Consider the following 24,078-nt stretch of genomic DNA (forward strand, 5'->3'; position numbering starts at 1 on the left):
TACTGCTACAAGGGGCCTTCGGGCCCCTTTTTTCAATCGTTATTTTTTTACAGTTACTAAACTAGCAAGTCTTTCAACACACTAAAGCTATCAATCCTCTAATTTTAGAGCTGTGAAATATGCAAGCCGCTATTATCAGGTGTTATGGCAGCCCCATCGAAATTGCAGAGATGCCTAAACCTTCACCGGATAAAAATAGTATTTTAGTAAAGGTACAATCGGCCAGTATCAACCCCCTCGATAACTGGGCAATATCAGGGGCTTTACAAAATGTAATGCCTGTAAAAATGCCGCATATTGTCGGGTACGATGTTACTGGGAAAGTAGTAGAAATTGGCAGCGCTGTCAGAAATTTTAAAATTGGCGATCTGATATTTGCACGCCCCGATACAAATCAAGCGGGTACGATTGCCGAATACACTTCAATCAAAGCAATGGACGCAGCTATCCGCCCCAGCAATCTTTCCAACAATGAGTGTGCCGCATTCCCTCTCGTGGGTTTAACAGCCTGGCAATCTCTCGTTGAAGTGGGAAAGTTACAGAAAGAACAAAAAGTCCTTATTCATGCCGGCTCTGGCGGAGTCGGTACTATCGCTATTCAAATTGCCAAATATATAGGCGCCTTCGTAGCCACAACCACCAGTGATGCCAACTTTACATTAGTCAAACGGCTCGGTGCTGACACTGTTATCAATTATAAAACCGAAAAATTTGAGGAATTACTCGAGGATTATGACCTTGTACTCGACTCTTTAGGCGGAGAAGTATTAGAAAGGTCTGCCAAAGTTCTTAACAAACATGGTCTATTAGTATCAGTCTCCGTCAAAGCTAAAGGGTCATATACCTTAATTGAAAAGATGAGGCAGCGTCTCCAACTAGTCTATTCATGGCCAAGTGGCACTACTCTCGCAGAACTTGCTTCATTACTTGAGAAAGGATTTTTGAAACCGGTTATTGATAGAGTATACCCCATACATGAAACTCAAGCCGCACTCGACTACCTAAATAAGGGAAGAGCCAAAGGTAAAATAGTTATTGATGTGTTGCAGGGTAAATAAACGATAGTATAGGATTTCAACCTAGACTCAAAAAAACTGGAGCCCTAGTGAAACGGATATTTCTATTTTTGGGTACCCTGATTTCTGCCGCCAGTTATGCACAAAATATAACTTTGGCCGAAGCTGCTCTGGAGCGAACCTATCATAAGGTACGCTACGATCCTGCTTATGTGTCTATCCCCTATCCAAATGGAGATGTGCCGGCTGATACCGGTGTTTGTACCGACGTAGTGATTCGATCATATAGGAAGCTGGGGATCGATTTGCAAAAAGAAGTTCACGAGGATATATCGGGTCATTTTCAAGCCTACCCATCTAAACGCATTTGGGGACTTTCCAGGCCAGATAAAAATATTGATCACCGGCGAGCACCCAATCTACAGGCTTTTTTTACTCGCAAAGGGCAATCACTCTCAATAAGTGACAAGGCAGAGGATTATCTACCAGGGGACATCGTTACCTGGATGCTGCCCGGTAATTTACCGCATATCGGTATTGTGACTGCGAAACGCTCTCTAAAGACCAACCGGTACTTGATCGCACACAATATCGGGGCTGGACCCGTGCTGGAAGACATGCTGTTTTCCTTTAAAATTACCGGGCATTACCGATACAACGCAGGTCAGGCAACCGAAAAGATTGAGTAGCGAAAAAACTACGCTATTGCCAAGCGATTACGGCCCTTCTTTGACCGGGATATGGAGAAACATTTCCGCTGTCGGGCTGGTAACCTGATATCTGGGTGGGTACAGCTCAAAGTCTGGCCTCTCAATATAGTCGTAATTGGATTTTGGCAACCAGCTTCCCCAAATATACTTCAATGTCTGTTCCAGGGTGGTAATAGATCCGCGGTGAACAAATTTTGCATATAGCTGCTCCGGTAGTTCCCGCGCCACCATTCCCTCGGGTACCTGAGTCAGGTCGGCAACCGGCGCACAGCAGACATACTTAAACTGAATTTCATCACCCGCTTCCTCATAACATTCATAGATACCAAAAGATTCATCGCTGATACGATTGGGGATTTTATCCCTGTAGGGCCGAAATGCAGACCAGAGCGTTGGCAAGCTGAGATTTTCATGGTCGTATTCCTGCGCTACCCCCACCAATTGCATCGCTGGCCGCGAAATAATTTGTGGCTCCATGGACAACTCATTTTGCAAGAAGTGCAGCATATGAGGGCTAAATTGATCTTTATATAGCAACCGGAAAGGGTCCTGCTGCTTTCGATACTGCGCCGGGGTTACATTAAATAAAGCTTTAAACGCGCGAGTAAACGCTTCTTGGGAGTCAAATTGGCACTCCATGGCAAGATCAAGAATACCAATATCTTCACTCAACAACCTCTTTGCGGCGACGGTCAATCGGCGCTTACGCAAATACTCTTTCGGTGAGTCCCCCACTAATGCCTTAAAAATACGGCTGAAGTGGTAGGTGGAGTAATGAGAGGCAGCAGCAATTTCGTGAACAGAAATTTTGTCATATAGATGCTGCTCTACGAAGTTGATACTTTTAAAAAATCGCTGCATGAGAGGCTCCTTTACTGCCAGTCTACGTTGGGACGGTGAAATTTTCGAACAATACATTCCCGGTTTAGTATGCCTTTAAATTAAATTCGCTCACTAGTGATAAAAAAGCGTAAATGGGCAAATGCTTTGTCCCTCAAAGGAATAATCGCCTGGTAGGCTGGATCATTAAAGAATGCATAGATCGCCTCCCGATCCGGAAAAGATACCACAACAAATGCCCTTGGTGACCGCCCCCCGTCCAGGGCCTCTTCCACATCATAAGAGGCAATAGGCACCCCCCCATACTGTTGCATTAATTGCGGAGCCAGACCTATATACTGCTGAAGAGCCTGCAATTCCTGTAAGTTTGGTGAAGACTCTATATGTAAAAATACTGGTAACAAAGTAATAACCTCTTAAGTGTAAATAAATTTTAGTTTCTTAACTAAGAGCTTCTAATGACTAACTTTGAGAGGCTACTCGCCTATGCCAAAAAACCAGAAGTGGAACTATCGCAAGCTCAATAATCGTAGGGGGTAAGACCTGATCATCCACCAATCCAAATTCCAGAATATTGCTTAAGCGACCCAGACCGCCAATGAAGAGGGATAAAGCCACGAAGTAAAACAATGCTTTATGTTTTTCGATATTGCTCAGAAAATACAGTAGAACCAACCCCTGGGCAAAGAAAACACCAAAGGCAAATCGATATTGATTATCTCCAAATCCTCTCAAGGGGCTATCCGGGCTAAAAATCATAGCACCACCACTCAGGGCAGCACTGCCATTTAGACCTCCAAATGCGCTGATACCCCCGGGCACAAAACAGATCACCGCCAGCATTATCACTAACAATTGGAAAATTTTTCTTTCTATAGAACTCGCCTGATTCATAGTGTCACCTTAGTTTGCCGTATTTGAAGAGATGACCTAATCATATTGGCCAGTAAGGCCCTATTTTTGATATTTCTTGCGGTCTTGATATCCCTCTAAGACAGCAAGAAATGTCAAAAGACGAGGCGCTTAACCACCTATCTTTCCCTCCAACAGCCGGGTATATCCATATCCGGGCACCAGTTCCCAATATCCACAGAGACAGAAAGATGACTAAGAGTGTTTTGATTACCGGAGCGAATGCAGGCTTAGGCAGGGAATGCGCCAAGCAACTGGCGGAATACCAGCAGATTAACAAGATCTATCTCGGCTGCCGCAATCTGCACAAAGCCAAAGAAACCCAGGCCGATCTGGTGTCGGTAACAGGCAGGAATATCTTCGAAGTATTGCTGATCGATGTCGCGGATCAACAATCTGTGAAAGAGGCAGTTAAGAACCTGGACTCCCCAGTTGATGCGCTGGTTATGAATGCTGGCGGTACCGGGGGGAAAGAGTTTTACAACAAGACCCCTGAGGGAGTCACACAAATTTTCGCCGTCAACCTGCTCGGGCATGCTCTACTGACTAACGAGTTACTGAAAGCCAATAAATTAACCCAGACTGCTATCTATGCCGGCTCCGAGGCCGCCCGCGGCGTAAAAGAGATGGGTATGAAGCGACCAGACCTGAAAAGCGCCTCTGTGGAGGAATTTATGCAGATCTGTGAAGGAAAGCTCTATGCCAGTACCAAAGACGCTACGGTACCCTATGGTCCGATAAAGTATATGGGCGCCCTATGGATGTCTTCCATGGCGCGGGAATTCCCCCATATCCGCTTCGTAACCATGAGTCCCGGGGCTACGGTAGGCACAGAGGGCTTCAATACACTGTCGTTATTCAAGCAATATATGATGAAGGGCATGATGCAGATTATGCTGCTACTTGGCAAAGTCCACAAAGTAGAAATAGGCGCCAAGCGCTATATCGATGCCCTACTGGATACAAGATCCTTCCGCACAGGTATTTTTTACGGCAGTGAACGCGGATTGACTGGACCTCTTGGTGAACAGCGGAAGCTTTTCCCTGACCTGGACAACCCTACCTATCAGGACAATGCCAAAACGGCGATCAATCGCTTTATCTAATGAAAGTTCGCATCAGGGAAGGGCCCTGTACACCCTTCCCTGCCCCCAAGTTAACTCCACCGATACCGCTTGTTTACCTATACTTGACTGTTAAATACTTACTGCTAAAAACAGCCAATGTTTCGGGTAATCTTTTCCCTGCTGTTGTTAATTCCCCTTGCCCTGACTGCTGCTGAAGATGTGGCTAAAGCAATTCCCCTGCGGCTGCTGGATCCAGCAACTGCGGATAAGTTCGTCAATGAACTGCCAATACCCGTAGAAATCCGCCCTCAGGGCTCAGCCCCGATTAAACTACCCGCCCGCCCCACTGAAGTTTGGATGGGGCTACGGGATAAGGAAGGCAAACGTTTAATGACAAAGGCCTGGGGTTTTGAATATGCAGGTCGCATCCACTCTCCTGGCCCTACTATTCGCGCACGAGAAGGCCAACCGGTATTTGTACACTGGGCCAATGAGCTACCGGGTCCGCATCTATTTCCTGTGGATCGATCCATTCACCTCGCCAACGTAAAAGATCCAAAAGCTGTACCTATGGTTATCCACCTTCACGGCGGGCATACAGAGTGGAAAAGTGACGGCAACCCCCTCGCTTGGTACACCCGCAATTATCGTGAGACGGGACCATTATTTGAGAAAAAGATTTACGAATACGACAACTCCCAGGATGCCGCCACTATCTGGTATCACGACCACACCCTGGGCATGACGCGCCTTAATGTTTACGCAGGTCTATTCGGTTTTTACCTGGTTGGCGATGACAATGAAGACCGTCTGATACAGGAGAAGCTGCTCCCTGCAGAAGAGCGCACTTTTGTAGCCGCTATTACAGACAGCTTGTTTAGCTCCGATGGGCAGCTGTATTTTCCTGGCTGGAGGGACCAGCCTCCATCACCGGTTTCCCATGAGGTGGTTAAGGCCAACTGGCCCAATCCGTCCCATCTCGACGAATTTTTTGGTAATTTTATTCTGGTAAACGGTATGACCTGGCCCAAAGTCAGTGTCACTCCACACGTCTATCGATTGCGATTACTCAACGCATCCGATACCCGCACACTGATACTCAGGATCGACGAAAATACACCCTTTGTACAAGTCGGCGGTGACGGCGGATTTCTCGATTACCCTGTAAAATTGAACGAGTTGATATTGGCACCCGCAGAGCGAGCAGATGTTTTAGTAGATTTCAGCGGTTATGAAGGGCGTGAACTAACACTGCGAAACTTTGGACCGGATGTCCCTTTTAAAGGCTTTGTAGAGGCCAATGACCCAAAGAGTTCGATTCCACTGATCTACAACCCGGGAGGTAAACGCGTATTAAGCGATGGGCGCGGCGGCATCACACCAGCTACCGATCCAAATACTACAGGCCAGATCCTACAATTCCATATTGCTTCAACACCGATAAACACCCCTTCTAGTAAACAGAAATCAGAGATTAAAAATACCATTGGAGATTTAAAACTCACCCTAAATACTCCCTTGCGCGCCCCACTTAATAGGCTTAGCCAAGCCAGTCGCACACGACAACTTGCCACCTACCGGTTGGACGATCCCTACGGCCGCAATCTACTCATGTTAGGTCCAGTAAAGGAGGGCTCCCTATTTTTTGAAGACCCTACTACAGAAATAATCCAACACAACGCCGTTGAGATCTGGGAGATATACAACCCCACCGTATCGGCCCACCCTATTCATATTCACTTGGTGGAATTTCAGGTGCTGAACCGCCAGCCTTTTAAAGGAAAGCTAATCCCCAAACCACAGAAATTTATGCACACAGGTGAAGTATTTCAGGGAGCACGACTGGAGATAGAATCTCTACAGGGAAAACCCCTTCCACCACAGCCAGAAGAAAGCGGCCCCAAAGATACAGTCATCGCTCTTCCCGGCCAAGTGACCCGTGTAATTGCGCGCTTTGACCGCGAAGGCCTCTATGTATGGCATTGCCATCTGCTCTCCCATGAGGATTACGATATGATGCGACCGTTTAAGGTTTTGCCGCCTAAACCATGAAATAGCCTTAGTTTCAAGCAATAACTGCAAAAGGATTTTGCCGGTCAAACCCTTTTGCCTTCTTCAATTAGAATTGCACCGTAACTCCCAATTCAAACTTATCTACTTCCGTATCCGTATTCCAACTGTTTTTGTAGATATCACTTCCAAAGCTGGAGTACTTAAATGGACTTCCTAACCTAGTACTATAAGAAGCCTCCACCGCAACGTTCCGGTTAAAAAAGTGAGATAAACCTACCTTGTAATCATTATTTTCATCATAACTAGCACCAAGGGAAGTACTCTTAGTAAAATAGTAATTGCTTCCAACTTCCCAGAAATCATCCCACTCATTATAATTTAAATAGCTAAACTCAATAGAGATGTACTGGACATCACCAATTTTTGAAAAGTATTTAGAGGAAAAAATCTGCCAATCAAAAACAATATCGGCAGAAAAGTCGAAACCAATATAATCAGTTTCATTTAAATCATAATTATAACGAAATTTACTATATGTATTGCCGTCAGTATTATAAAACTTCATCAAAAAGTTAGGAGTAAACATGTAACCTAAAGCTATAGTATTAAAGCTCTCACCTCCAAGATCTGCTATGTTAGCTCCCAGCACAAATCCATTTTCGGCAAAATATTCACCAGCGATTGCAAAACTATCGCTATTTGTAGACCCAATACTTCGATGGTAGTAAGCCCCAGACAAATTACTTGCCTTATTAATAAACTCAAACTCTCTTAGAGGCCCAAGAGTTTCCTTGCCAGAAAAATAATAAGTTGATTCCGTAGAGAGTTCATCCCCTCCTCTTGCATTGAAATCCAAATTAGAATAACCGGCAGTAGTAATTGACTTATACTCTTCAGCAGTGGCATTAACAGCCATAAAAAAAACCAACGAGAGAGCTGCGAAATATATTTTCATTTTGATATCCTATTTTTTGAGCACTGAGTATGACCATCCACTCAAAAAAAGTTCAAAAAAATAAATCAAATTATATCCACTAGCAGTGAAGGTGCGCCCAACAAACTCTATAGATCACTATCATTTTCTGTGGGAAATTCTGATGATTATCTCACCCCAAGGTTAGGTAATAAAAAGCGTGAAGGAAGGTCTACCCCAACGAAATATTCAAAGAATTCAACCTGAACCCACAAGAGATGCTGTATAGTCATAATTGTCAGCACAGCTCAAACAATGAAGTTGATAATAGAAAATCCAGCTACAGAAAGTGTGAGCATCAACCCACCTAATATTTAATCGACACTAGATAAAGGCAGAATCTATCTCTAACGGCCTTTAATCACAGGAGTATAATTTTTAAATCAGGTAAAGGTGGCCCCAACAAAGACGGCTTGTTAATATGTGAAGCGGGTTGTACACCGTGAAGAAAATTTTAACTTGTAGATAACGGGTTATTATTCTCCGTTATGTAGACTGCTACAAACTTGTAATTTCAGTAGTAAAAAACGTAGGATATAGCTTCTAGAGAGGTGTTTCACTCTAAACTCTAGCGATTAAATTCACATCAGGATAAATATAATCCCGATGTGAACCTATCAAAAACTCAACAAGGCACCAAAGTCTTAGCCACACGGGAGTTAGTCTCCCGCCCCTGCTGTTCAGAAATAAAGTTCCCAGCAACTGTATATCCACGCCAGTTCCAATACCCATGCCATTGAGCATATAAAGCACATCCTCACTGGCAACATTACCGGAAGCGCCACGGGCATAGGTGCAGCCGCCCAAACCAGCTAAGTCGGAATCTACTACTGCGACACTCATTTGTAAGGCCGCGTAGATATTGGCCAAGGCCTGGCCGCAGGTATCGTGGAAGTGCACCGCAAGTTTTTCCACGGGTACGCGGGCCATCACCTGTTTCAGTATACGCCTGGATGCCCCTACGACCCTAACTTGCTGATGGTAGGTCCAGTAAAGGAGGGGTCCCTTTTTTTGCGGACCCTACTAAAGAAGTAGTTCAGCACGACGCCATAGAAACCTGAGAACTATACAATCCCACCGTATCGGCCCATCCTATCCATATTCACCTTGTAAAATTTCAGGTGCTAATCCCTCAGCCTTCAAATGGAGCTTATCCCTAAGCCACAGAAATTTATGCATGTCGATAAGATATTTCAGGGTGCACAACTGGAAATAGAATCTCTACAGGGGAAACTCCTTCCACCACAACCAGAAGAAAGCGGCCCCAAAGATACGGTCATCGCCCTTCCTGGCCAAGTAACACGGGTAATTGCGCGCTTTGATCGAGAAGGCCTCTATGTATGGCACTGTCATCTGCTCTCCCATGAGGATTACGATATGATGAGACCGTTTAGGGTGTTGGCGCCAAAGCCAATAAACAACCAGTAATCTATTAACCTCTAATCTCAGATAAAGAGTAAACACCTAAAAACTAATCGATAAGCCGAACAATAAATAAGACAGCAAGAAAAAGAATAGAACCAAACAACATTATCAATGGTTACAATCATCCAAGAAAACCAACAATAACTCGGAATTGATCTGTACAAAATAAGTAATTACGATGAAAAAACTAATAATATTATTATTTTTTACACTGGCATCAGGGGCAATTGCCACTGAAATACCGGAATTAACAAAGGAAAAATTGAAGAAAAAAGCTGTCCTTATCAATGAGCTACAAAACAAAATGCTGATGAAGGGATCGACAGTCGAAGATATCGACAAACTATTTTCTCACTACACAGACGACTTTATCTATATCCATGAAGTTTATGGCGGCACCTACACCAAAGAGCACCTATACAACAACTCCATAAAGTATTTAAAGGAGGGAGAATATCAAATGACTGGCGCTAGATATAAAATTATATCAATCATCGCTGGTTACAAAGCAGTCTCACTTGAGCGGCAACAAACCTATCAAGGCGTTACCTCTAACCACTTAACAGTATTTGAATTTGAGGGTGATCAGATTTCTAGGATTATTGAATACTGGAAATAGGAATCTAATGAAATGTTAGATTATAGAGCTCTATACATGTCTCTAAATCTATCACTCTACATGTCGTTAATTTCTGTCAATAAAAATCAACAACCAAGAGGGGATATTATTTCTCTAAGCGGGAAGCTGAGCAGACGCTTAAGGATTGAAATTTAAGAATTAACTGAGAAGGAGTGAGGCAAAATATCTTAGAACAGGCAACCCTGTTTATTTTAGCTCTGACAAAAATGATTCTGAAATTATCTAAAAGGTTCTCTCCAGAAAAAACACTCTCTGGAGAGAACCCACTACTCACTCAGCAGGGCACCAAAGCCTTAGCCACACGGGAGTTAGTCTCCCGCCCCAGCTGTTCAGAAATAAAGTTCCCTGCCTCTGCCAGCAACTGTAAATCCACGCCGGTTTCAATACCCATGCCATTGAGCATATAGAGTACATCCTCACTGGCAACATTGCCGGAAGCGCCGCGGGCATAGGGGCAGCCGCCCAGGCCGGCTACGGCGGAATCTACTACTGCAACACCCATTTGTAAGGCCGCGTAGATATTGGCCAGTGCCTGGCCGTAGGTATCGTGGAAATGCACAGCAAGTTTTTCCACGGGCACGCGGGCCATCACCTGCTCCAGCATACGCTTGGCGGCTTCCGGGGTGCCGACACCTATGGTGTCGCCGAGAGAGATTTCGTAGCAGCCCATTTCCAATAGAGCAGCACTAACTTCTGCCACTTTGGCCGGATCAATATCGCCTTCATAGGGGCAACCGAGCACGCAGGACACGTAACCGCGCACGGGTATTCCGTCTTGCTTCGCTTTTTCCACCAGTGGACGGAAGCGCTCAAGACTCTCAGCAATACTGCAATTAATATTTTTCTGGGTGAAGGCTTCTGAGGCCGCGCCGAATACGGCGACCTCATCCGCTTTGGCTTCCACTGCGCGCTCATAGCCTTTTAAGTTTGGCGTGAGCGCGCTGTAGATAACTCTGTCTTTGCGCTGGATACCCGCCAGCACTTCCTCGCTGGCGGCCATTTGCGGTACCCACTTGGGGCTGACAAAACTGCCGGCTTCAATAACCGACAGCCCACTGGCGCTGAGCTTGTCCACCAGAGCGATTCGGGTCTCCACAGAGATAGGCTGCTTTTCATTTTGCAGCCCATCGCGGGGGCCCACTTCAACGATTTTGACCTGTTTGGGCAAAGTCATTATTGCTCCTCCCCGGCAAAATCCACCAGCAGACTACCGCCATCCACTAATTCACCTTCGGCACAGAAGAACTGCTGCACGGTGCCGGCGGCTGGAGCCCGCAGGGTGTGTTCCATTTTCATGGCTTCCATTACCAGTAGCGGCTGGTCTTTTTCCACCGCAGAGCCGGGCTCAACCAGCAGCGAAATTATGGTGCCGTTCATGGGGGCATCGAGGCCGTGGGCCTGGTCATTGCTCTCGCCCATATCCGGTGGCAACAGCTTGAATTCCACCTGGGTGCCATCGATAAATACAGCACCGCCATCGCGGGTATCCACGGCGGAGAAACTCATGCGGCGGCCATCCACCAACATCAAGTCACGTCCCGGGAGCAGGCGAATCTCACCGCTGTTTTGTTCCTCAGGCAAGGCATCGCAAGTCCAGCGCAGGCTATCGCCCTCCGCAACAAAGCGAATTTGAGCGTGCTGGCCACGGTAGTCCACCGTCTGGGTGCGACTGCCAGCCAGAGCATTGCGCCAGTTATCACCATTGTGCCAAGGAGAGAAAGGATCCCGCTGAGGTGCGCTATTGCGCAGATCGCGCTCTTCACGCTGCTGCAAATAACCGGCAATAGCAGCACATTTCAGCGGCGTCAGTGTCTGCTCCTGGTGCAGTACTTCCGCCTCGTAGTCCTCGATAAAGTGCGTCGAAATACAACCGCTGGCAAATGCCTGGTGATTGATCACTCGGCGCAGGAATTCGATATTGTGGCGCACACCAGCAATCTGGTAATCACGCAGTGCGCGATCCAATTTGGCCAGGGCTTCTTTGCGGGTGCGGCCGTGGCAGATTAATTTGGCGATCATCGGGTCGTAATGCACGCTGATTTCATCGCCGGTCTGCACACCGGTATCCACTCGCACACCCTCGCCTTCCGCCGGGGGCTGGTGGCGCACCAACACGCCCGTTGCCGGCAGGAAATCATTGTCCGGGTCTTCGGCGTAGATCCGCACTTCCATGGCGTGGCCGTTGATCTGCAGCTCATCCTGGCTCATGGGCAGGGTATCGCCAGCGGCAACTGACAGCTGCCAGGCCACCAGGTCCTGGTCGGTGATCATTTCCGTCACCGGGTGCTCCACCTGCAGGCGGGTATTCATTTCCATAAAGTAGAAGGCACCGCTGGCATCCAGCAGGAACTCCACCGTGCCGGCCCCCACGTAACCAATCGCGTGGGCCGCGCGCAGGGCCGCTTCACCCATGCGGGCGCGCAGCTCCGGAGTCATGCCCGGTGCGGGAGCTTCTTCCACTACTTTTTGGTGGCGGCGCTGCACCGAGCAATCCCGTTCAAACAGGTAGACGCCATTGCCCTGCTGATCACAGAACACCTGGATTTCCACGTGGCGGGGACTCACCACATAGCGCTCTAGCAACATAATGTCGTCGCCAAAGGCATTCATGGCCTCACGCTTGGCAGCGGCCAGAGCTTCGTGGAATTCATCGGCACTGTCGACACGGCGCATGCCCTTACCACCGCCGCCGGCAGCAGCTTTCAGCAATACCGGGTAACCGATGCGATTGGCATGGCCTTCCAACAGCTCTTCATTTTGATTGGTGCCATGGTAACCGGGCACCAGGGGCACATTGGCCTCTTCCATAATACGCTTGGCTGCGGACTTGGAGCCCATCGCCTCAATCGCGCCGGTGGGTGGGCCGACAAAAATAATGCCGTTGCTATCGCAGGCGCGGCAAAACTCCGCGTTTTCCGACAGGAAGCCATAACCCGGATGGATGGCATCGGCACCAGTCTGCTTGGCAGCACCCAATACTTTGTCGATATCCAGATACGAATCCCTGGCCGGGGCCGGACCCAGGTGCACCGCTTCGTCCGCCATCTGCACATGCAGAGCGTCGGCATCCGCATCGGAATAAACGGCGACAGTGGCCACCCCCAGGCGGCGCGCGGTCTTGATAATGCGACAGGCAATTTCGCCGCGATTAGCTATTAACAGTTTGCGAATCATAAAAATTACCCTTCGCTACCATTCATCCAACTGGGTGCACGCTTTTCCAAAAACGCACTCAACCCTTCCTGTCCTTCCGGCGACACACGCACGGCAGCGATCAGCGCGCTGGTCTGGCCCTGCAATTCATCGTTGATAACCCGGTTGGACATGGACATAGCCAGTTGCTTGGCCATGGCGACTGCCTTGGGGCCATTGTCGGCAATGGCATTCACTAATTTCTGCACATGCAGGTCCAGATCAGCCTCGGCACAGACTTCGGATACCAAACCGATCTGTTCCGCGCGCTCGGCGGGGAAACGTTCCGCTGTGACAAAGTAACGACGCGCATGGCGAGTGCCGATAGCATTGATGACATAGGGACTGATGGTGGCGGGCAGCAACCCGATTTTGACTTCGGACAAACAGAAGCTGGCGCGCTCAGAGGCCACGGCCATATCGCAGCAGCTCACCAGGCCCACGGCCCCGCCAAAAGCGGCGCCCTGTACTCGCGCAATGGTGGGCGCAGGAAAAGTGTCGAGCTTGTACAGCATGGCGGCGAGCGCAGCTGCGTCGCGGCGGTTTTCCTCTTCTGAATAAGTCGCCATGCGCTTCATCCAGTTGAGGTCGGCTCCGGCAGAAAAGCTCTTGCCATTGGAGGCCAGTACCAACACACGTACAGCGGGGTTTTGCGCCAGGGTGTCAAAGGTGGTGGCCAGCTCGTGGATCAGTTCATCATCAAAAGCGTTGTGGATTTCCGGCCGGTTCAGGGTGACCGTGGCCACGCCCTCGCTATCCACTTCGCACAGCAATTTATCGCTCATTGTAATTCCTCGATTGGGGCGTCTATCAAAAGCGGCACCGGAACATTTCATTGGCGCCGCAACCACGGTTCCTTACATGCGGAACACGCCGAACTGGGTCTCTTCCGGTTCCTTGTGGCTGGCCGCCGCCAGGCACAGACCGAGCACGCGGCGGGTATCCGCCGGATCGATAACGCCGTCATCCCACAAGCGCGCGGAGGCGTAATAGGGATGCCCCTGGTGCTCGTAGTTATCCATAATCGGCTGTTTAAACTGGTGCTCTTCCTCTTCGCTCCAGGATTCACCCCGGGCAGCCATCTGGTCGCGCTTCACCTGGGCCAATACGCCGGCGGCTTGTTCACCCCCCATAACCGAGATGCGCGCATTGGGCCACATAAACAGGAAGTTGGGATCGTAGGCGCGGCCACACATACCATAGTTACCTGCACCGAAAGAGCCGCCGATAAGGATGGTAATTTTGGGCACCTTGGCGGTAGCGACAGCGGTCACCATCTTGGCGCCGTGTTTGGCGATGCCGCCCGCCTCGTACTGTTTACCCACCATAAAGCCGGTGATATTTTGCAGAAACACCAGCGGGATCTTGCGCTGCGCGCACAACTCAATAAAGTGCGCGCCCTTCTGCGCACTCTCCGCAAACAGGATGCCGTTGTTGGCAACAATTCCCACCGGGTAGCCCTGGATACGGGCGAAACCGGTTACCAGGGTGGTGCCGTACAACGCTTTAAATTCATCGAACTCAGATCCGTCCACAACCCTCGCGATAATCTCGCGCACATCAAACGGCTGGCGCGAGTCTTTGGGCACCACGCCGTAAATGTCTTCCGGTGGATAAATCGGCTCCACCGGCTTTTGGATATCCAGGCCGGGATTTTTGATACGGTTCAGGCGCGCTACAGAGCGGCGCGCCAACTGCAACGCATGTACGTCGTTATTGGCGTAGTGATCGGAAACCCCGGAAGTGCGGCAGTGCACCTCGGCACCGCCGAGTTCTTCGGCAGAAACTTCTTCACCGGTGGCCGCTTTCACCAGGGGCGGACCCGCCAGGAAGATGGTGGCCTGCTCTTTCACCATAATGGATTCGTCTGCCATGGCCGGCACATAGGCACCACCGGCAGTGCAGCTACCCATAACCACTGCGATCTGCGGAATATTCTGTGCAGAGAGATTGGCTTGGTTAAAGAAGATGCGACCGAAGTGCTCTCGGTCTGGGAAGACGTCGTCCTGGCGCGGCAAATTGGCACCACCGGAATCCACCAGGTAAATGCACGGCAGATTATTCTGTTCAGCAATCGTCTGCGCACGTAGGTGTTTTTTTACTGTAAGCGGGTAGTAAGTACCGCCTTTTACAGTGGCATCGTTAGCCACTATCACGCAGGGCTGACCGGAAACGGTGCCGATGCCGGTAATAATGCCCGCAGCCGGAACATCTTCACCGTAAACCTCGTGAGCGGCCAGCTGGGAAAATTCCATAAAAGGGCTACCCGGATCGAGCAGCGCATCGATACGGTCCCGTGGCAATAATTTCCCCCGCGCCAGGTGTTTTTCCCTCGCGCGCTCGCCGCCGCCCTGGGCGATGGCTTCCACTTTCTCGCGCAGGTCTGCCACCAGCGCCTGCATCTGCTCGCGGTTTTCGCCAAAGGCGGCATCGCGCGTGTTTATTTTGCTCTGCAACTGATTCATAAAGTCCGATTCACTTTCCCGGAGAAAAGACCTCCACAGGGCGCAGCTTATTGCCGCAGTGCCCGGCTGGAGACAGCTGCCGCCGGCAGGCGCCGGCGGCGAGAAGAAATGCCCAGCCTTAGCGGGTCTCTTTAAACAGCTCGCGACCAATCAGCATACGGCGCACTTCAGAAGTGCCCGCGCCGATTTCGTAGAGCTTGGCATCGCGCAGCAGACGACCAGTGGCGTACTCGTTGATGTAGCCATTGCCGCCCAAAGTCTGGATAGCTTGCAGGGCCATCTGTGTTGCGCGCTCCGCAGTAAACAGGATTACAGCGGCGGCGTCCTTGCGCGAGTCCTCACCGCGATCACAAGCCCGGGCCACAGCGTACAGGTAAGAGCGGCTGGCATTCAGGTCAGCGTACATATCGGCGATCTTGCCCTGCATCAGCTGGAATTCACCGATGGCCTTGCCGAACTGCTTGCGCTCGTGAATATAGGGAACCACTACATCCAGGCAAGCCTGCATAATACCGACAGGGCCTCCGGAGAGAATGGTGCGCTCGTAGTCGAGACCGCTCATCAATACGCGCACACCGCCGTTCAGTTCACCGAGGATATTTTCTTCCGGCACTTCACAGTCTTCGAACACCAGCTCACAGGTGTTGGAACCGCGCATGCCCAGCTTGTCGAGCTTTTGCGCTTGGGAGAAACCGGCAAAGCCGCGCTCAACGATAAACGCAGTAATACCACCGGAGCTGATACCCGGTTCGGTGCGCGCGTAGATCACATAGGTATCGGCATCGGGGCCGTTGGTGATCCACATTTTATTGCCGTTCAAAATAAAGCGATCGCCGCGCTTCTCCGCGCGCAGTTGCAGACTTACCACGTCGGAACCGGAGTTGGGTTCACTCATGGCCAAGGCGCCTACATGTTCACCGGAACAGAGCTTGGGCAGGTACTTGAGCTTCTGCGCATGGGTACCATTTTTGCGAATCTGGTTTACACACAGGTTGGAGTGGGCACCGTAGGACAAGCCCACAGAAGCGGAGGCGCGGGAAATTTCTTCCATGGCCACAGCGTGCGCCAGGTAACCCATATTGGAACCGCCGAACTCCTCTTCCACGGTCATACCCAGCAGGCCCAGCTCACCAAACTTTTTCCACATGTCTGCGGGGAACAGGTTGTCTTCATCAATCTGTGCCGCGCGCGGGGCCAGCTCCGCCTGGCAGAACTTGTACACCATGTCACGGAGCATATCGATGTCTTCACCGAGACCGAAATTCAGGGTTGGGTAGGAGGTGTTCATAACGGCTCCACTGATATTTAAAATGTCTTTAATTCAAATGACCGCCTTGGCGGCTGTTCAATACCACATAAGGCAACCGCGCCACTCTTGGCGCAGTGCCGAAATCTGTTCAGGAAGCGCTGTTGTCATCGCTTTGCGCCAGGGACTCACGGGCCCTGGATTCAGCTTCATCCAACTCTTCCATCAGGCTTTCGATATCCCGCAATTGCTGTTGTAACTGCAAACGCTTTTGCGCGATGCGCTCCAGTAGACGGTGCAACTGCTCCACATTGCCGTGGGCAGGATCGTACATATCGATAATTTCGCGGCTCTCATCCAGGGAGAATCCCAACCGCTTTCCGCGCAGGATCAGCTTTAGGCGCACACGCTCCTCGGGACTATAGATTCGAGTCTGGCCACGACGCTCGGGACTGAGTAGGCCCTTATCCTCATAGAAGCGGATGGCGCGGGTAGTGATATCGAATTCCCGCGCCAGCTCGGAAATGCTGTAGCTAAGGGGCTCCATTTGGCTTGCTTCTGCTTTCATAACGACGTCCTCAAGATGCCATCAAGCCTAGCAAGAGTTTACGTTAACGTAAACGTAAAGCACGCGCCAAAAAAGAACCCTGAGGCACTTCCAGTCACTTAGCCCACAGGGGTCCTGTGAGGAGTAGCCTCAGCGCCAAGCAGTTGTTGTAGCTGATTGTTGAGAAGTTTTTGATAGGAAGGGGTTAGGCCGGTCACCTCCAATGCCCAACCGGCACCGTGGTGCTCAATTCGCCCCACCAGGGAACTGTCCTCAAGAAGTTCCGGGTGCAAAAACAAGCCACGGGACTGGTTGAGTAACTGATCGGCACAGAAATCCGGACTCTGTGGCTGGGATGGGACTACCGCCAAAGCCAGCTTCAAACCGGTAGCACGGCTGACGCTCTGCATCTCCCGCAACAATAAACCACAGCAGACTGCGCGGAAGGCCGCATCGGTGCCAGAGAAATCCAGGCCGATCTGTGGCCCGGCGCAACTCAGGGGGTGGCACCGTATATGCGCTGCAGCAAACGCATGCGTCCATCTAGCTCCCGCTGCAAACCCTCCAGGGCGCTGCGACTTAACTGATTGCCCAACTGCGCCCAGTTGAGGGGGCGAAGATAAAGCCCAACACTGGGCTCGGTAACTTCAGCAACAGCTTGAGCAGACTCAGTAACTTGTGCGGGCAATTTGCGCTCCCGGGACAAGCTACCGGTAAGCAGGGCCGCAGCTGCACTAAATGGCAGGGCAAAAACGAGTGTCAGCAACAAGCTGGCCCAGGGAAAGGTAACGGAATTACCGGGCTCAAACGCTACGGTAATATTGCCGGCAATACTATCGTGCAGGACCACTGGCTCGGTGATCGTCTCCCCCTCTTTCAGGTCCCCCACTTCGGCCAGGGAATTCGATTCCACATCCTCAATTAAAATGCCGGAAACCATTGGAAGCTCCAGCAGTTGGCGAGCGATCAGCTGTAAGCTGATACGATCCCCGGCCACAATACTCTCCAGGCTCTGCCCCGCGAGAATAGTCGCAGCCGCCTTTGCAGTAATTCTGTCTCGCTCTATCTGACCATCGCGCTGCTGACCATAAAAATGCCCCAGTGCCGCTGCACAGAATATTGCCAGTGTCACCCAGATAACCAGTGCCAATAGGCGCTGACGGGCGCGTTTGGACAACTGTGCTAATTGAGCCGGTATTTTGCGAAGATTAGATACAATGGAAACTGACATAAACGGCGGCAGACATCTTGCGTATTGTTTTTTTACTATTGCCCCAGCTGTTTTGGAGCAGCGAGCATTTTAACGGTAGGCACCAAAATTGTGCATACCCAATTAATTCCTGAGCGATTGGTAAAGCAGGCGGCGAAATAGTTCAACTCAACTCGCACAATTCGAAAAGAAATTTTACTCCCCATTCGAACTGAGCCCATTAAAATCCCTGCTGACCGGCAATCAATGAAATTAAAGCCCGGCAATTTTAGCGAAGAATCTCATAAGAGCTATAATGCGCCGGACATTTCATTCAATCGGGACAGAGCTTATGGGTGATCAAATAAATTCACAGGAATTCCACCTCTCCCTGAAACAGATTTCCCAGGCTTCAGGAAGTGGCGCCCTGCGCTACCTAAGCTTGCGAGATCAAGTCGCCAAGCTCGGCCTGGAGTATTCCGGTGAAGCCCCTTTTCCCGGTGAGGCTACGGACTTTACCCCGCCCCCCGAAGAACCGAGTGCACTTGAAGCCATTTGGTGTATCACCCTGCTGAGCCCCTCTGCCTCCCTGGCCCAACTCCAATACCTTCTGCGATTTTTTGATGAACAACAGTGGAGCCTATTCGCCGCTGATACTTTGGCACAAAGATGCGATCGCACCGTAATCCGCTTCCAAATTGATGGCGATCTTGATTTTGACAGCGCGCGCCTGGCCTGCCTTGGAGTGGCCGATGAGTTGGGAGTAGACCTAACAATCCAGGCTTCTGTTACCCAGAGGGTACCAAAGCTGGCGGGCTTTGATATGGATTCAACCCTCATCGATGCCGAGGTTATCGATGAACTGGCAAAAATTACCGGTATCGGTGATCAGGTCGCCGCCATTACTCAGGCCACAATGGCTGGTGACATGGATTTCTGCGAGAGTTTTAAACGGCGCATGGCCCTGCTAAAAGGGTTTTCAGAGCAGCGTTTGGCAGAAATTGCTCGGGAATTGCCGTTAAAAGAAGGGGCCTATGAATTGCTGGCAGCCTTGCGCGCACTGGGCTGCAAAACGGCACTGCTTTCTGGCGGCTTTACCTACTTCGCGAAATTCCTGCAGCGAGAGCGCCTGCCCCTGGATTATATCCATGCCAATGAACTGACATTTGCCGAAGGGGCCCTCACCGGCGAAGTGGTGGAGCCCATTATTGATGGCGATCGCAAACGCAAGTTACTGCAGGAAATTGCCGGAAGCTTAGGTTTGGCGCTGGAAAGTGTGGTCGCTATGGGTGACGGCGCCAACGATATTCCCATGTTGAATTTAGGGGAACTGGGTATCGCCATTCACCCCAAGCCCAAGGTGAGGCTACAGGCCCCCCAGGCGATAAACCTGTTTGGCCTGGACGCCGCCCTCTACTTATTTGGTCTCAATGACCAACAAATTGCCAAGCTCGGGGTATAACCCGGCTTAGCTCTTAAAGCATCGCGTGAGGGAAAGGGAAACTCGGCCGCTTGTTGTGATCCGTGCAAGCACTGGGCCCGGGTTTCTGCCCACAACTGGCAAGAAAAAGCCCCAGGACGACTATTAGTAAAGCCCGTTTATACATAGGTGCCTCCCTTCCTGAGTAAAATCTCTGGGCAGCAGAGTACGCAAAGGCAATCCATTTGAACAGCCGTTTAATGATTTTTATGCCAGAAATCTGGCGTATTAATCACGCCATCGTACCAGTTCACTTAGCTATAAAAACAAACTGAAAGAATGCCCATAAAAAATATTTTGTGGAGCAAACTTTAGCATTAGCCAAAGTGGAAGGGAAAAAGAAAGGGGAGAGTTGCCGCAACTCTCATATTGACCTATGGGAATTGCGACAACTGGGAAAAGAGAGCGATTAACTCTCTTTTTTACCGTAAATAACCAGGCTATTTACTTTTACCGTCAGCGGGTGATAACCCACCTTGGCGCGCTCAAAAATGCGCGCAGCCACGTCTTTTTTACCGGTCTCAACCATATTGCGATATAGCGGGCGCAGGAACTTGTTGCGGCCGATACTGGTGAGGAAATTCTCAAGGCGCTCGAAGGCCGGCTCGTAGTCGTTGCGCACTGCGATCATCAACCAGCTGAAAGCCACTTCGTTATTGCGGGACTCGGTCAGGCCAAAGGCGCCATCCAGTTCCTTCAACTGCGCTTCCGTCAGTTTCTCCGGCATACCATCGAGGAAGTACTTCCACTGGTGGAAAGTCCAGCCTTTGGTATCAATATCCTTCGCCACCAGTTTGCCGTCCAGCCACTGTTGACGTACTGGATCCAATTTAGTGAAGGCATCAGACTTCGGATGCGGCGCACCTTCGGGAATACCCGGATCGAAGATCCACTGGAGGATACGATCGCGGTCCAGCTTGTCGGCGTGCTCAACCAACAGGGTTTTGTCGAGATACTTAACGAAGTCCTCGGTGGTGATGCTCTGGAAGGAGAAGTGGTTGAAGTACTCCATCAGGAAGCGGTCAAACGCTTCGCGACCTACTTTCTGCTCCAGCTCATACAGGAACAGGGAGCCTTTCTCGTAGGGAATATTGGAGAAGACTTCATCGGGGTCACGTCCGCGCAGGTCGATCGCCATAATCTCATCGCGAGGCTCTTTATCAGCCAGATCCGCTTGCAGGTCGTCATAGCCCAGGGCCATTTCCATCTGGTAGCGCTCATCACCGTAGACGAACTGCATGATGCGGTTAGTCAGGTAGGTGGTGAAACCTTCATTCAGCCAAAGGTCGCGCCAGCTGGCATTGGTCACCAGGTTACCGGACCAGGAGTGGGCCAGTTCGTGGGCAATCAGGGCTACCAGGCTCTTATCGCCGGCGATTACCGTCGGAGTGATAAAGCTAAGGCGCGGGTTTTCCATGCCACCGAAGGGGAAGCTGGGCGGCAGAATCAGCAGGTCGTAACGATCCCAGTGGTAGGGGCCATAAGCCTTTTCGGTCACTTCCAGCATGGATTCGGTATCGGCAAACTCCGCCGCTGCAGATTCCAGCATGGAGGGCTCGGCGTAGACACCGGTGCGCTCACCCATGGGCTTGAACTGCAGGTCGCCAACCGCCAGGGCAATCAGGTAGGAGGGTATGCGCTGGGGCATTTCAAACTCGTAGACGCCATCTTTGGCCGCCTGCGGGTCATTGTTCGCACTCATGACTGCGCGCAGTTCTTTCGGAGTGCGTACAGTGGCGTTGTAAGTGATACGAACTTTCGGGGAGTCCTGCAGCGGAATAAAGCTGCGCGCGTGAATCGCCTGGGCCTGGGTAAACAGGAACGGATGCTTTTTACCCGCAGTTTGCTGAGGCTCCAGCCACTGAACGCCGGAGGCGCCAGGCGCTGTACGGTAGCGGATAGTAATGCTGTCGGCATCTTCCGGCAGCTCAATATTCAGCGGAGTGCCCAGGTGACTGTCTTTCTCGCCCATGGAGAATTTTATTGGTGCGCCATTGGCGGATACAGAAACCACTTCCAGCTCGCGGGTATCCAGTACCATCGGCAGGTTCTTGTCGTTGAGACGCTTGAAGTCCAACTTGGCTTCACCTTCAAGAACCTTGCGGGAGAAGTCGACAGTCAGGTCCAGATCCAGGTGCTGAACCTGGTAATCATTGCTGTTGGCAAAAGAGTGGTAATCCACTCCGGACTGGGGCGCTTTTTCAACACCCGGCTTCTTCTCGATCACAGCGGACGCCTTCATCGGCGCGCTCGCACTGTCTAATTCGGCCTTGGAAGGCTCCGACTTGGAACAGCCACCGGCAACGGCAAGGCCGCCAACGATCAGACTGGTACACAGTAAACGGGGCAACATGGGTCTACTCCCTGAGTTCAGCTTTTCAATTTGCGCCACAGGATACCTGACAGAGCGCAGATGAGAAACGACAGGGGACTCTGCACTCGCCGTAAGGGGGCACACCGATTACCCGCTCGAGCCACGGGTACCGACGGTCATGCCGCGTTTTGCCAATAAACCAGATTAATGTCTCAGTTTCGTCGCCTTAGGACGAATTTCATGACTAATAGCAGCAAGGGAAGAAAAATACTGACCGTGAATTAATACATCGTTCACTTTCCAGATTCAGACTGCGGTTCTTTTATAACAAGCACTATAAGGAGAACCCCATGTCTCTGTCCCGGAGGCGGTTTCTACAATTTTCCGGCGCAAGCCTGGCGGCCCTGCCCCTACTGAAAGCCTACGGTTCCGGCCAGGAGCCCTTCCAGCACGGCGTAGCCAGCGGTGACCCCCTGGCAGATCGCGTAATTCTCTGGACTCGTATCACTCCGTCTGCAGATCCAGAATTCCAGTCCATGGTGCCCTACACCTGGCAGGTCGCTCTGGACCCGGAAATGGCCATGGTGGTCAATAGCGGCAGCGGTATTACCGGGCCCGATGTGGACTACACCATCAAAGTGGATGCCAGCGGTCTGCAACCCGGCACCAGTTACTATTACCGCTTCTACTCTAACGGTATCGACTCGCCCATAGGCCGCACCCGCACACTGCCCATCGGCCATGTGGATAAACTGCGCTTTGCGGTGACCAGCTGCTCCAACTATCCCATGGGTTATTTCAATGTTTACCGGGAAATTGCCCTGCGTGCAGACCTGGATGTGGTACTGCACCTGGGGGATTACATTTACGAGTACGGACCCGGTGGCTACGGTACCGGCACGGGCCTGGGGCGAGAGCCAATCCCCGCCAAGGAAATGGTGGATATCCAGGATTACCGCCTGCGCTACGCCCAGTACCGCTCCGACCCGGATTTACAGGAAGTACACCGCCAACACCCGTTTATCTGTGTCTGGGACGACCATGAAACCACTAACAACGCATGGGCTGGCGGTGCCGAGAACCACAATGTCCAAGATGGCGAGGGCGACTGGTTTGTACGCCGCTCGGTAGCCAACCAGGCCTACTTCGAGTGGATGCCCATCCGCGATAACGGCATCTTTGATCTATTTGGTGACAGGGCCATCTACCGCAGCTTCCGCTTCGGCAATCTGATGGACCTGATGATGCTGGATACCCGCATCGCCGCGCGCTCCGAGCAGGCCAACTGGTTCGATCAGCAGACCGCCGATGACCCGGAGCGCAGCATCCTCGGTACCCAGCAGGAACAATGGCTGCTCAGTAGCCTGACCCAGTCCCAGTCGGACGGCGTACGCTGGCGGGTATTGGGGCAACAAGTAATGATGGCGCAACTCACCCTGGCCAGGGATTTGTCTGTGAATATGGACCAGTGGGATGGTTACACCGCATCCCGCGAGCGTCTGTTCGACCACATTGCCGACAATAATATCGACAATTTTGTCGTCCTCACTGGAGATATCCACAGCTCCTGGGCCTGGGACCTGGCCAGCAATCCTTTCAGTATTTTGAAATACGGGCGTCTGACCGGACGCGGCGCCCTCGGCGGAGAATTTGTCACCCCCGGAGTAACCTCCAGCTTCCTGGACAAATCCCACCTGACGGATGTTGCAGCGATTGCTATGGACGGGTTAATACCACACCTCAAGTGGGTGGAGATCACCCAGCGCGGTTACCTGTTGATGGATGTTTCCCACTCCCGCGCCAAGGCCCACTGGTATCACGTGGATACAGTCACCAGTCAGAATTACAACGCCAGCCTGGCAAGGATTTATAAGCAGGAAGCGGGGCAGAACCATATCCAGCGTGCCTGGAGTGAAAGCACAGCTGATGAGTTGGTACCGGCACCGGCACCGCAGTACGGCGCCCTAGCGCGCAATACCATCGCCGCCCTACGCAGCCGCTACAACGTCTGATTTGCAGGCAATAAAAAACCGCACCCCTGTTAAGGCG

General features: G+C 51.1%; 22 protein-coding genes and 1 pseudogene. 9 read left to right on the forward strand and 14 right to left on the reverse strand.

Annotated elements, in window-relative coordinates; genetic code table 11:
- The first annotated feature begins 119 nt into the window (after positions 1-119).
- Together P0078_RS11835 and P0078_RS11840 are read left to right on the forward strand one after the other, a co-directional pair.
- Positions 120-1,058, forward strand: a complete 939-nt coding sequence (locus tag P0078_RS11835) for an NADP-dependent oxidoreductase (RefSeq protein WP_282934531.1) — start codon at positions 120-122, stop codon at positions 1,056-1,058.
- 47 nt (positions 1,059-1,105) lie between these two features.
- A complete protein-coding gene (locus P0078_RS11840; protein ID WP_282934532.1) occupies positions 1,106-1,705 on the forward strand; it encodes a DUF1287 domain-containing protein in 600 nt (199 codons plus the stop codon).
- 27 nt (positions 1,706-1,732) lie between these two features.
- Here P0078_RS11840 and P0078_RS11845 read toward each other — a convergent pair whose 3' ends face one another.
- From P0078_RS11845 to P0078_RS11855, 3 genes are all read right to left on the reverse strand, one after another.
- Complete coding sequence (locus P0078_RS11845; protein ID WP_282934533.1) at positions 1,733-2,587, reverse strand: AraC family transcriptional regulator; 855 nt, start codon at positions 2,585-2,587, stop codon at positions 1,733-1,735.
- Between the two features lie 80 nt (positions 2,588-2,667).
- Positions 2,668-2,970, reverse strand: coding sequence for a DUF1330 domain-containing protein (locus P0078_RS11850; protein WP_282934534.1), 303 nt, complete (start codon positions 2,968-2,970; stop codon positions 2,668-2,670).
- Positions 2,971-3,028: 58 nt separating this feature from the next.
- The gene (locus P0078_RS11855) at positions 3,029-3,460 is read right to left on the reverse strand and encodes a DUF4345 domain-containing protein (RefSeq protein ID WP_282934535.1); all 432 of its coding nucleotides are present in this window, start codon (positions 3,458-3,460) and stop codon (positions 3,029-3,031) included.
- Positions 3,461-3,669: 209 nt separating this feature from the next.
- Between P0078_RS11855 and P0078_RS11860 the strand changes: the two genes are divergently transcribed.
- The gene (locus P0078_RS11860; RefSeq protein WP_282934536.1) at positions 3,670-4,584 is read left to right on the forward strand and encodes an SDR family NAD(P)-dependent oxidoreductase; all 915 of its coding nucleotides are present in this window, start codon (positions 3,670-3,672) and stop codon (positions 4,582-4,584) included.
- A gap of 117 nt (positions 4,585-4,701) precedes the next feature.
- Complete coding sequence (locus P0078_RS11865; RefSeq protein ID WP_282934537.1) at positions 4,702-6,597, forward strand: multicopper oxidase family protein; 1,896 nt, start codon at positions 4,702-4,704, stop codon at positions 6,595-6,597.
- Positions 6,598-6,664: 67 nt separating this feature from the next.
- Here the strand turns inward: P0078_RS11865 and P0078_RS11870 are convergent, their stop codons facing one another.
- Positions 6,665-7,513, reverse strand: a complete 849-nt coding sequence (locus P0078_RS11870) for a putative porin (RefSeq protein WP_282934538.1) — start codon at positions 7,511-7,513, stop codon at positions 6,665-6,667.
- A gap of 579 nt (positions 7,514-8,092) precedes the next feature.
- Positions 8,093-8,461: a hydroxymethylglutaryl-CoA lyase-like TIM-barrel protein gene (locus P0078_RS11875; RefSeq protein ID WP_353057063.1), complete on the reverse strand. Its 369-nt coding sequence runs from the start codon at positions 8,459-8,461 to the stop codon at positions 8,093-8,095.
- A 146-nt stretch (positions 8,462-8,607) separates the two neighbouring features.
- Here P0078_RS11875 and P0078_RS24585 point away from each other — a divergent pair.
- From P0078_RS24585 to P0078_RS11885, 3 genes and pseudogenes are all read left to right on the forward strand, one after another.
- Positions 8,608-8,691, forward strand: a pseudogene (locus tag P0078_RS24585) (hypothetical protein); the annotation flags it as partial.
- Between the two features lie 13 nt (positions 8,692-8,704).
- Positions 8,705-8,959, forward strand: coding sequence for a multicopper oxidase domain-containing protein (locus tag P0078_RS11880; RefSeq protein WP_282934539.1), 255 nt, complete (start codon positions 8,705-8,707; stop codon positions 8,957-8,959).
- A gap of 175 nt (positions 8,960-9,134) precedes the next feature.
- Positions 9,135-9,575: a nuclear transport factor 2-like protein gene (locus P0078_RS11885; protein WP_282934540.1), complete on the forward strand. Its 441-nt coding sequence runs from the start codon at positions 9,135-9,137 to the stop codon at positions 9,573-9,575.
- 295 nt (positions 9,576-9,870) lie between these two features.
- Here P0078_RS11885 and P0078_RS11890 read toward each other — a convergent pair whose 3' ends face one another.
- The 8 genes from P0078_RS11890 to P0078_RS11925 form a co-directional block, all read right to left on the reverse strand.
- On the reverse strand, positions 9,871-10,770 hold the full coding sequence (locus P0078_RS11890) for a hydroxymethylglutaryl-CoA lyase (RefSeq protein ID WP_282934541.1): 900 nt from the start codon (positions 10,768-10,770) through the stop codon (positions 9,871-9,873).
- Entirely contained in the window at positions 10,770-12,770 is a 2,001-nt protein-coding gene (locus P0078_RS11895; protein ID WP_282934542.1) for an acetyl-CoA carboxylase biotin carboxylase subunit, read from the reverse strand. The genes P0078_RS11890 and P0078_RS11895 overlap by 1 nt, the downstream gene beginning before the upstream one ends.
- Positions 12,771-12,775: 5 nt before the next feature.
- Positions 12,776-13,573 carry an enoyl-CoA hydratase/isomerase family protein gene (locus P0078_RS11900; RefSeq protein WP_282934596.1) on the reverse strand — a complete coding sequence of 266 codons (798 nt, stop codon included), beginning with the start codon at positions 13,571-13,573 and terminating at the stop codon, positions 12,776-12,778.
- A gap of 72 nt (positions 13,574-13,645) precedes the next feature.
- Complete coding sequence (locus P0078_RS11905; RefSeq protein ID WP_282934597.1) at positions 13,646-15,253, reverse strand: carboxyl transferase domain-containing protein; 1,608 nt, start codon at positions 15,251-15,253, stop codon at positions 13,646-13,648.
- Positions 15,254-15,371: 118 nt separating this feature from the next.
- Entirely contained in the window at positions 15,372-16,541 is a 1,170-nt protein-coding gene (locus P0078_RS11910; protein WP_282934543.1) for an isovaleryl-CoA dehydrogenase, read from the reverse strand.
- Between the two features lie 109 nt (positions 16,542-16,650).
- Positions 16,651-17,067: a MerR family transcriptional regulator gene (locus P0078_RS11915; protein WP_282934544.1), complete on the reverse strand. Its 417-nt coding sequence runs from the start codon at positions 17,065-17,067 to the stop codon at positions 16,651-16,653.
- A gap of 98 nt (positions 17,068-17,165) precedes the next feature.
- Positions 17,166-17,456 carry a hypothetical protein gene (locus P0078_RS11920; RefSeq protein ID WP_282934545.1) on the reverse strand — a complete coding sequence of 97 codons (291 nt, stop codon included), beginning with the start codon at positions 17,454-17,456 and terminating at the stop codon, positions 17,166-17,168.
- Between the two features lie 86 nt (positions 17,457-17,542).
- The gene (locus tag P0078_RS11925) at positions 17,543-18,277 is read right to left on the reverse strand and encodes a hypothetical protein (RefSeq protein WP_282934546.1); all 735 of its coding nucleotides are present in this window, start codon (positions 18,275-18,277) and stop codon (positions 17,543-17,545) included.
- A 310-nt stretch (positions 18,278-18,587) separates the two neighbouring features.
- Here P0078_RS11925 and serB point away from each other — a divergent pair, with 310 nt between their 5' ends.
- Positions 18,588-19,697 (forward strand): phosphoserine phosphatase SerB, encoded by a 1,110-nt coding sequence (serB, locus tag P0078_RS11930; protein ID WP_282934547.1) that lies wholly within the window; start codon positions 18,588-18,590, stop codon positions 19,695-19,697.
- Between the two features lie 427 nt (positions 19,698-20,124).
- Here serB and P0078_RS11935 read toward each other — a convergent pair whose 3' ends face one another.
- Positions 20,125-22,068, reverse strand: a complete 1,944-nt coding sequence (locus P0078_RS11935; RefSeq protein WP_282934548.1) for a M1 family metallopeptidase — start codon at positions 22,066-22,068, stop codon at positions 20,125-20,127.
- A 311-nt stretch (positions 22,069-22,379) separates the two neighbouring features.
- Here P0078_RS11935 and P0078_RS11940 point away from each other — a divergent pair, with 311 nt between their 5' ends.
- Entirely contained in the window at positions 22,380-24,041 is a 1,662-nt protein-coding gene (locus tag P0078_RS11940) for an alkaline phosphatase D family protein (RefSeq protein ID WP_282934549.1), read from the forward strand.
- The last annotated feature ends 37 nt before the right edge of the window (positions 24,042-24,078 follow it).

Origin of the sequence: Microbulbifer sp. VAAF005 (genome assembly GCF_030012985.1) — a bacterium.
GTDB lineage: Bacteria > Pseudomonadota > Gammaproteobacteria > Pseudomonadales > Cellvibrionaceae > Microbulbifer.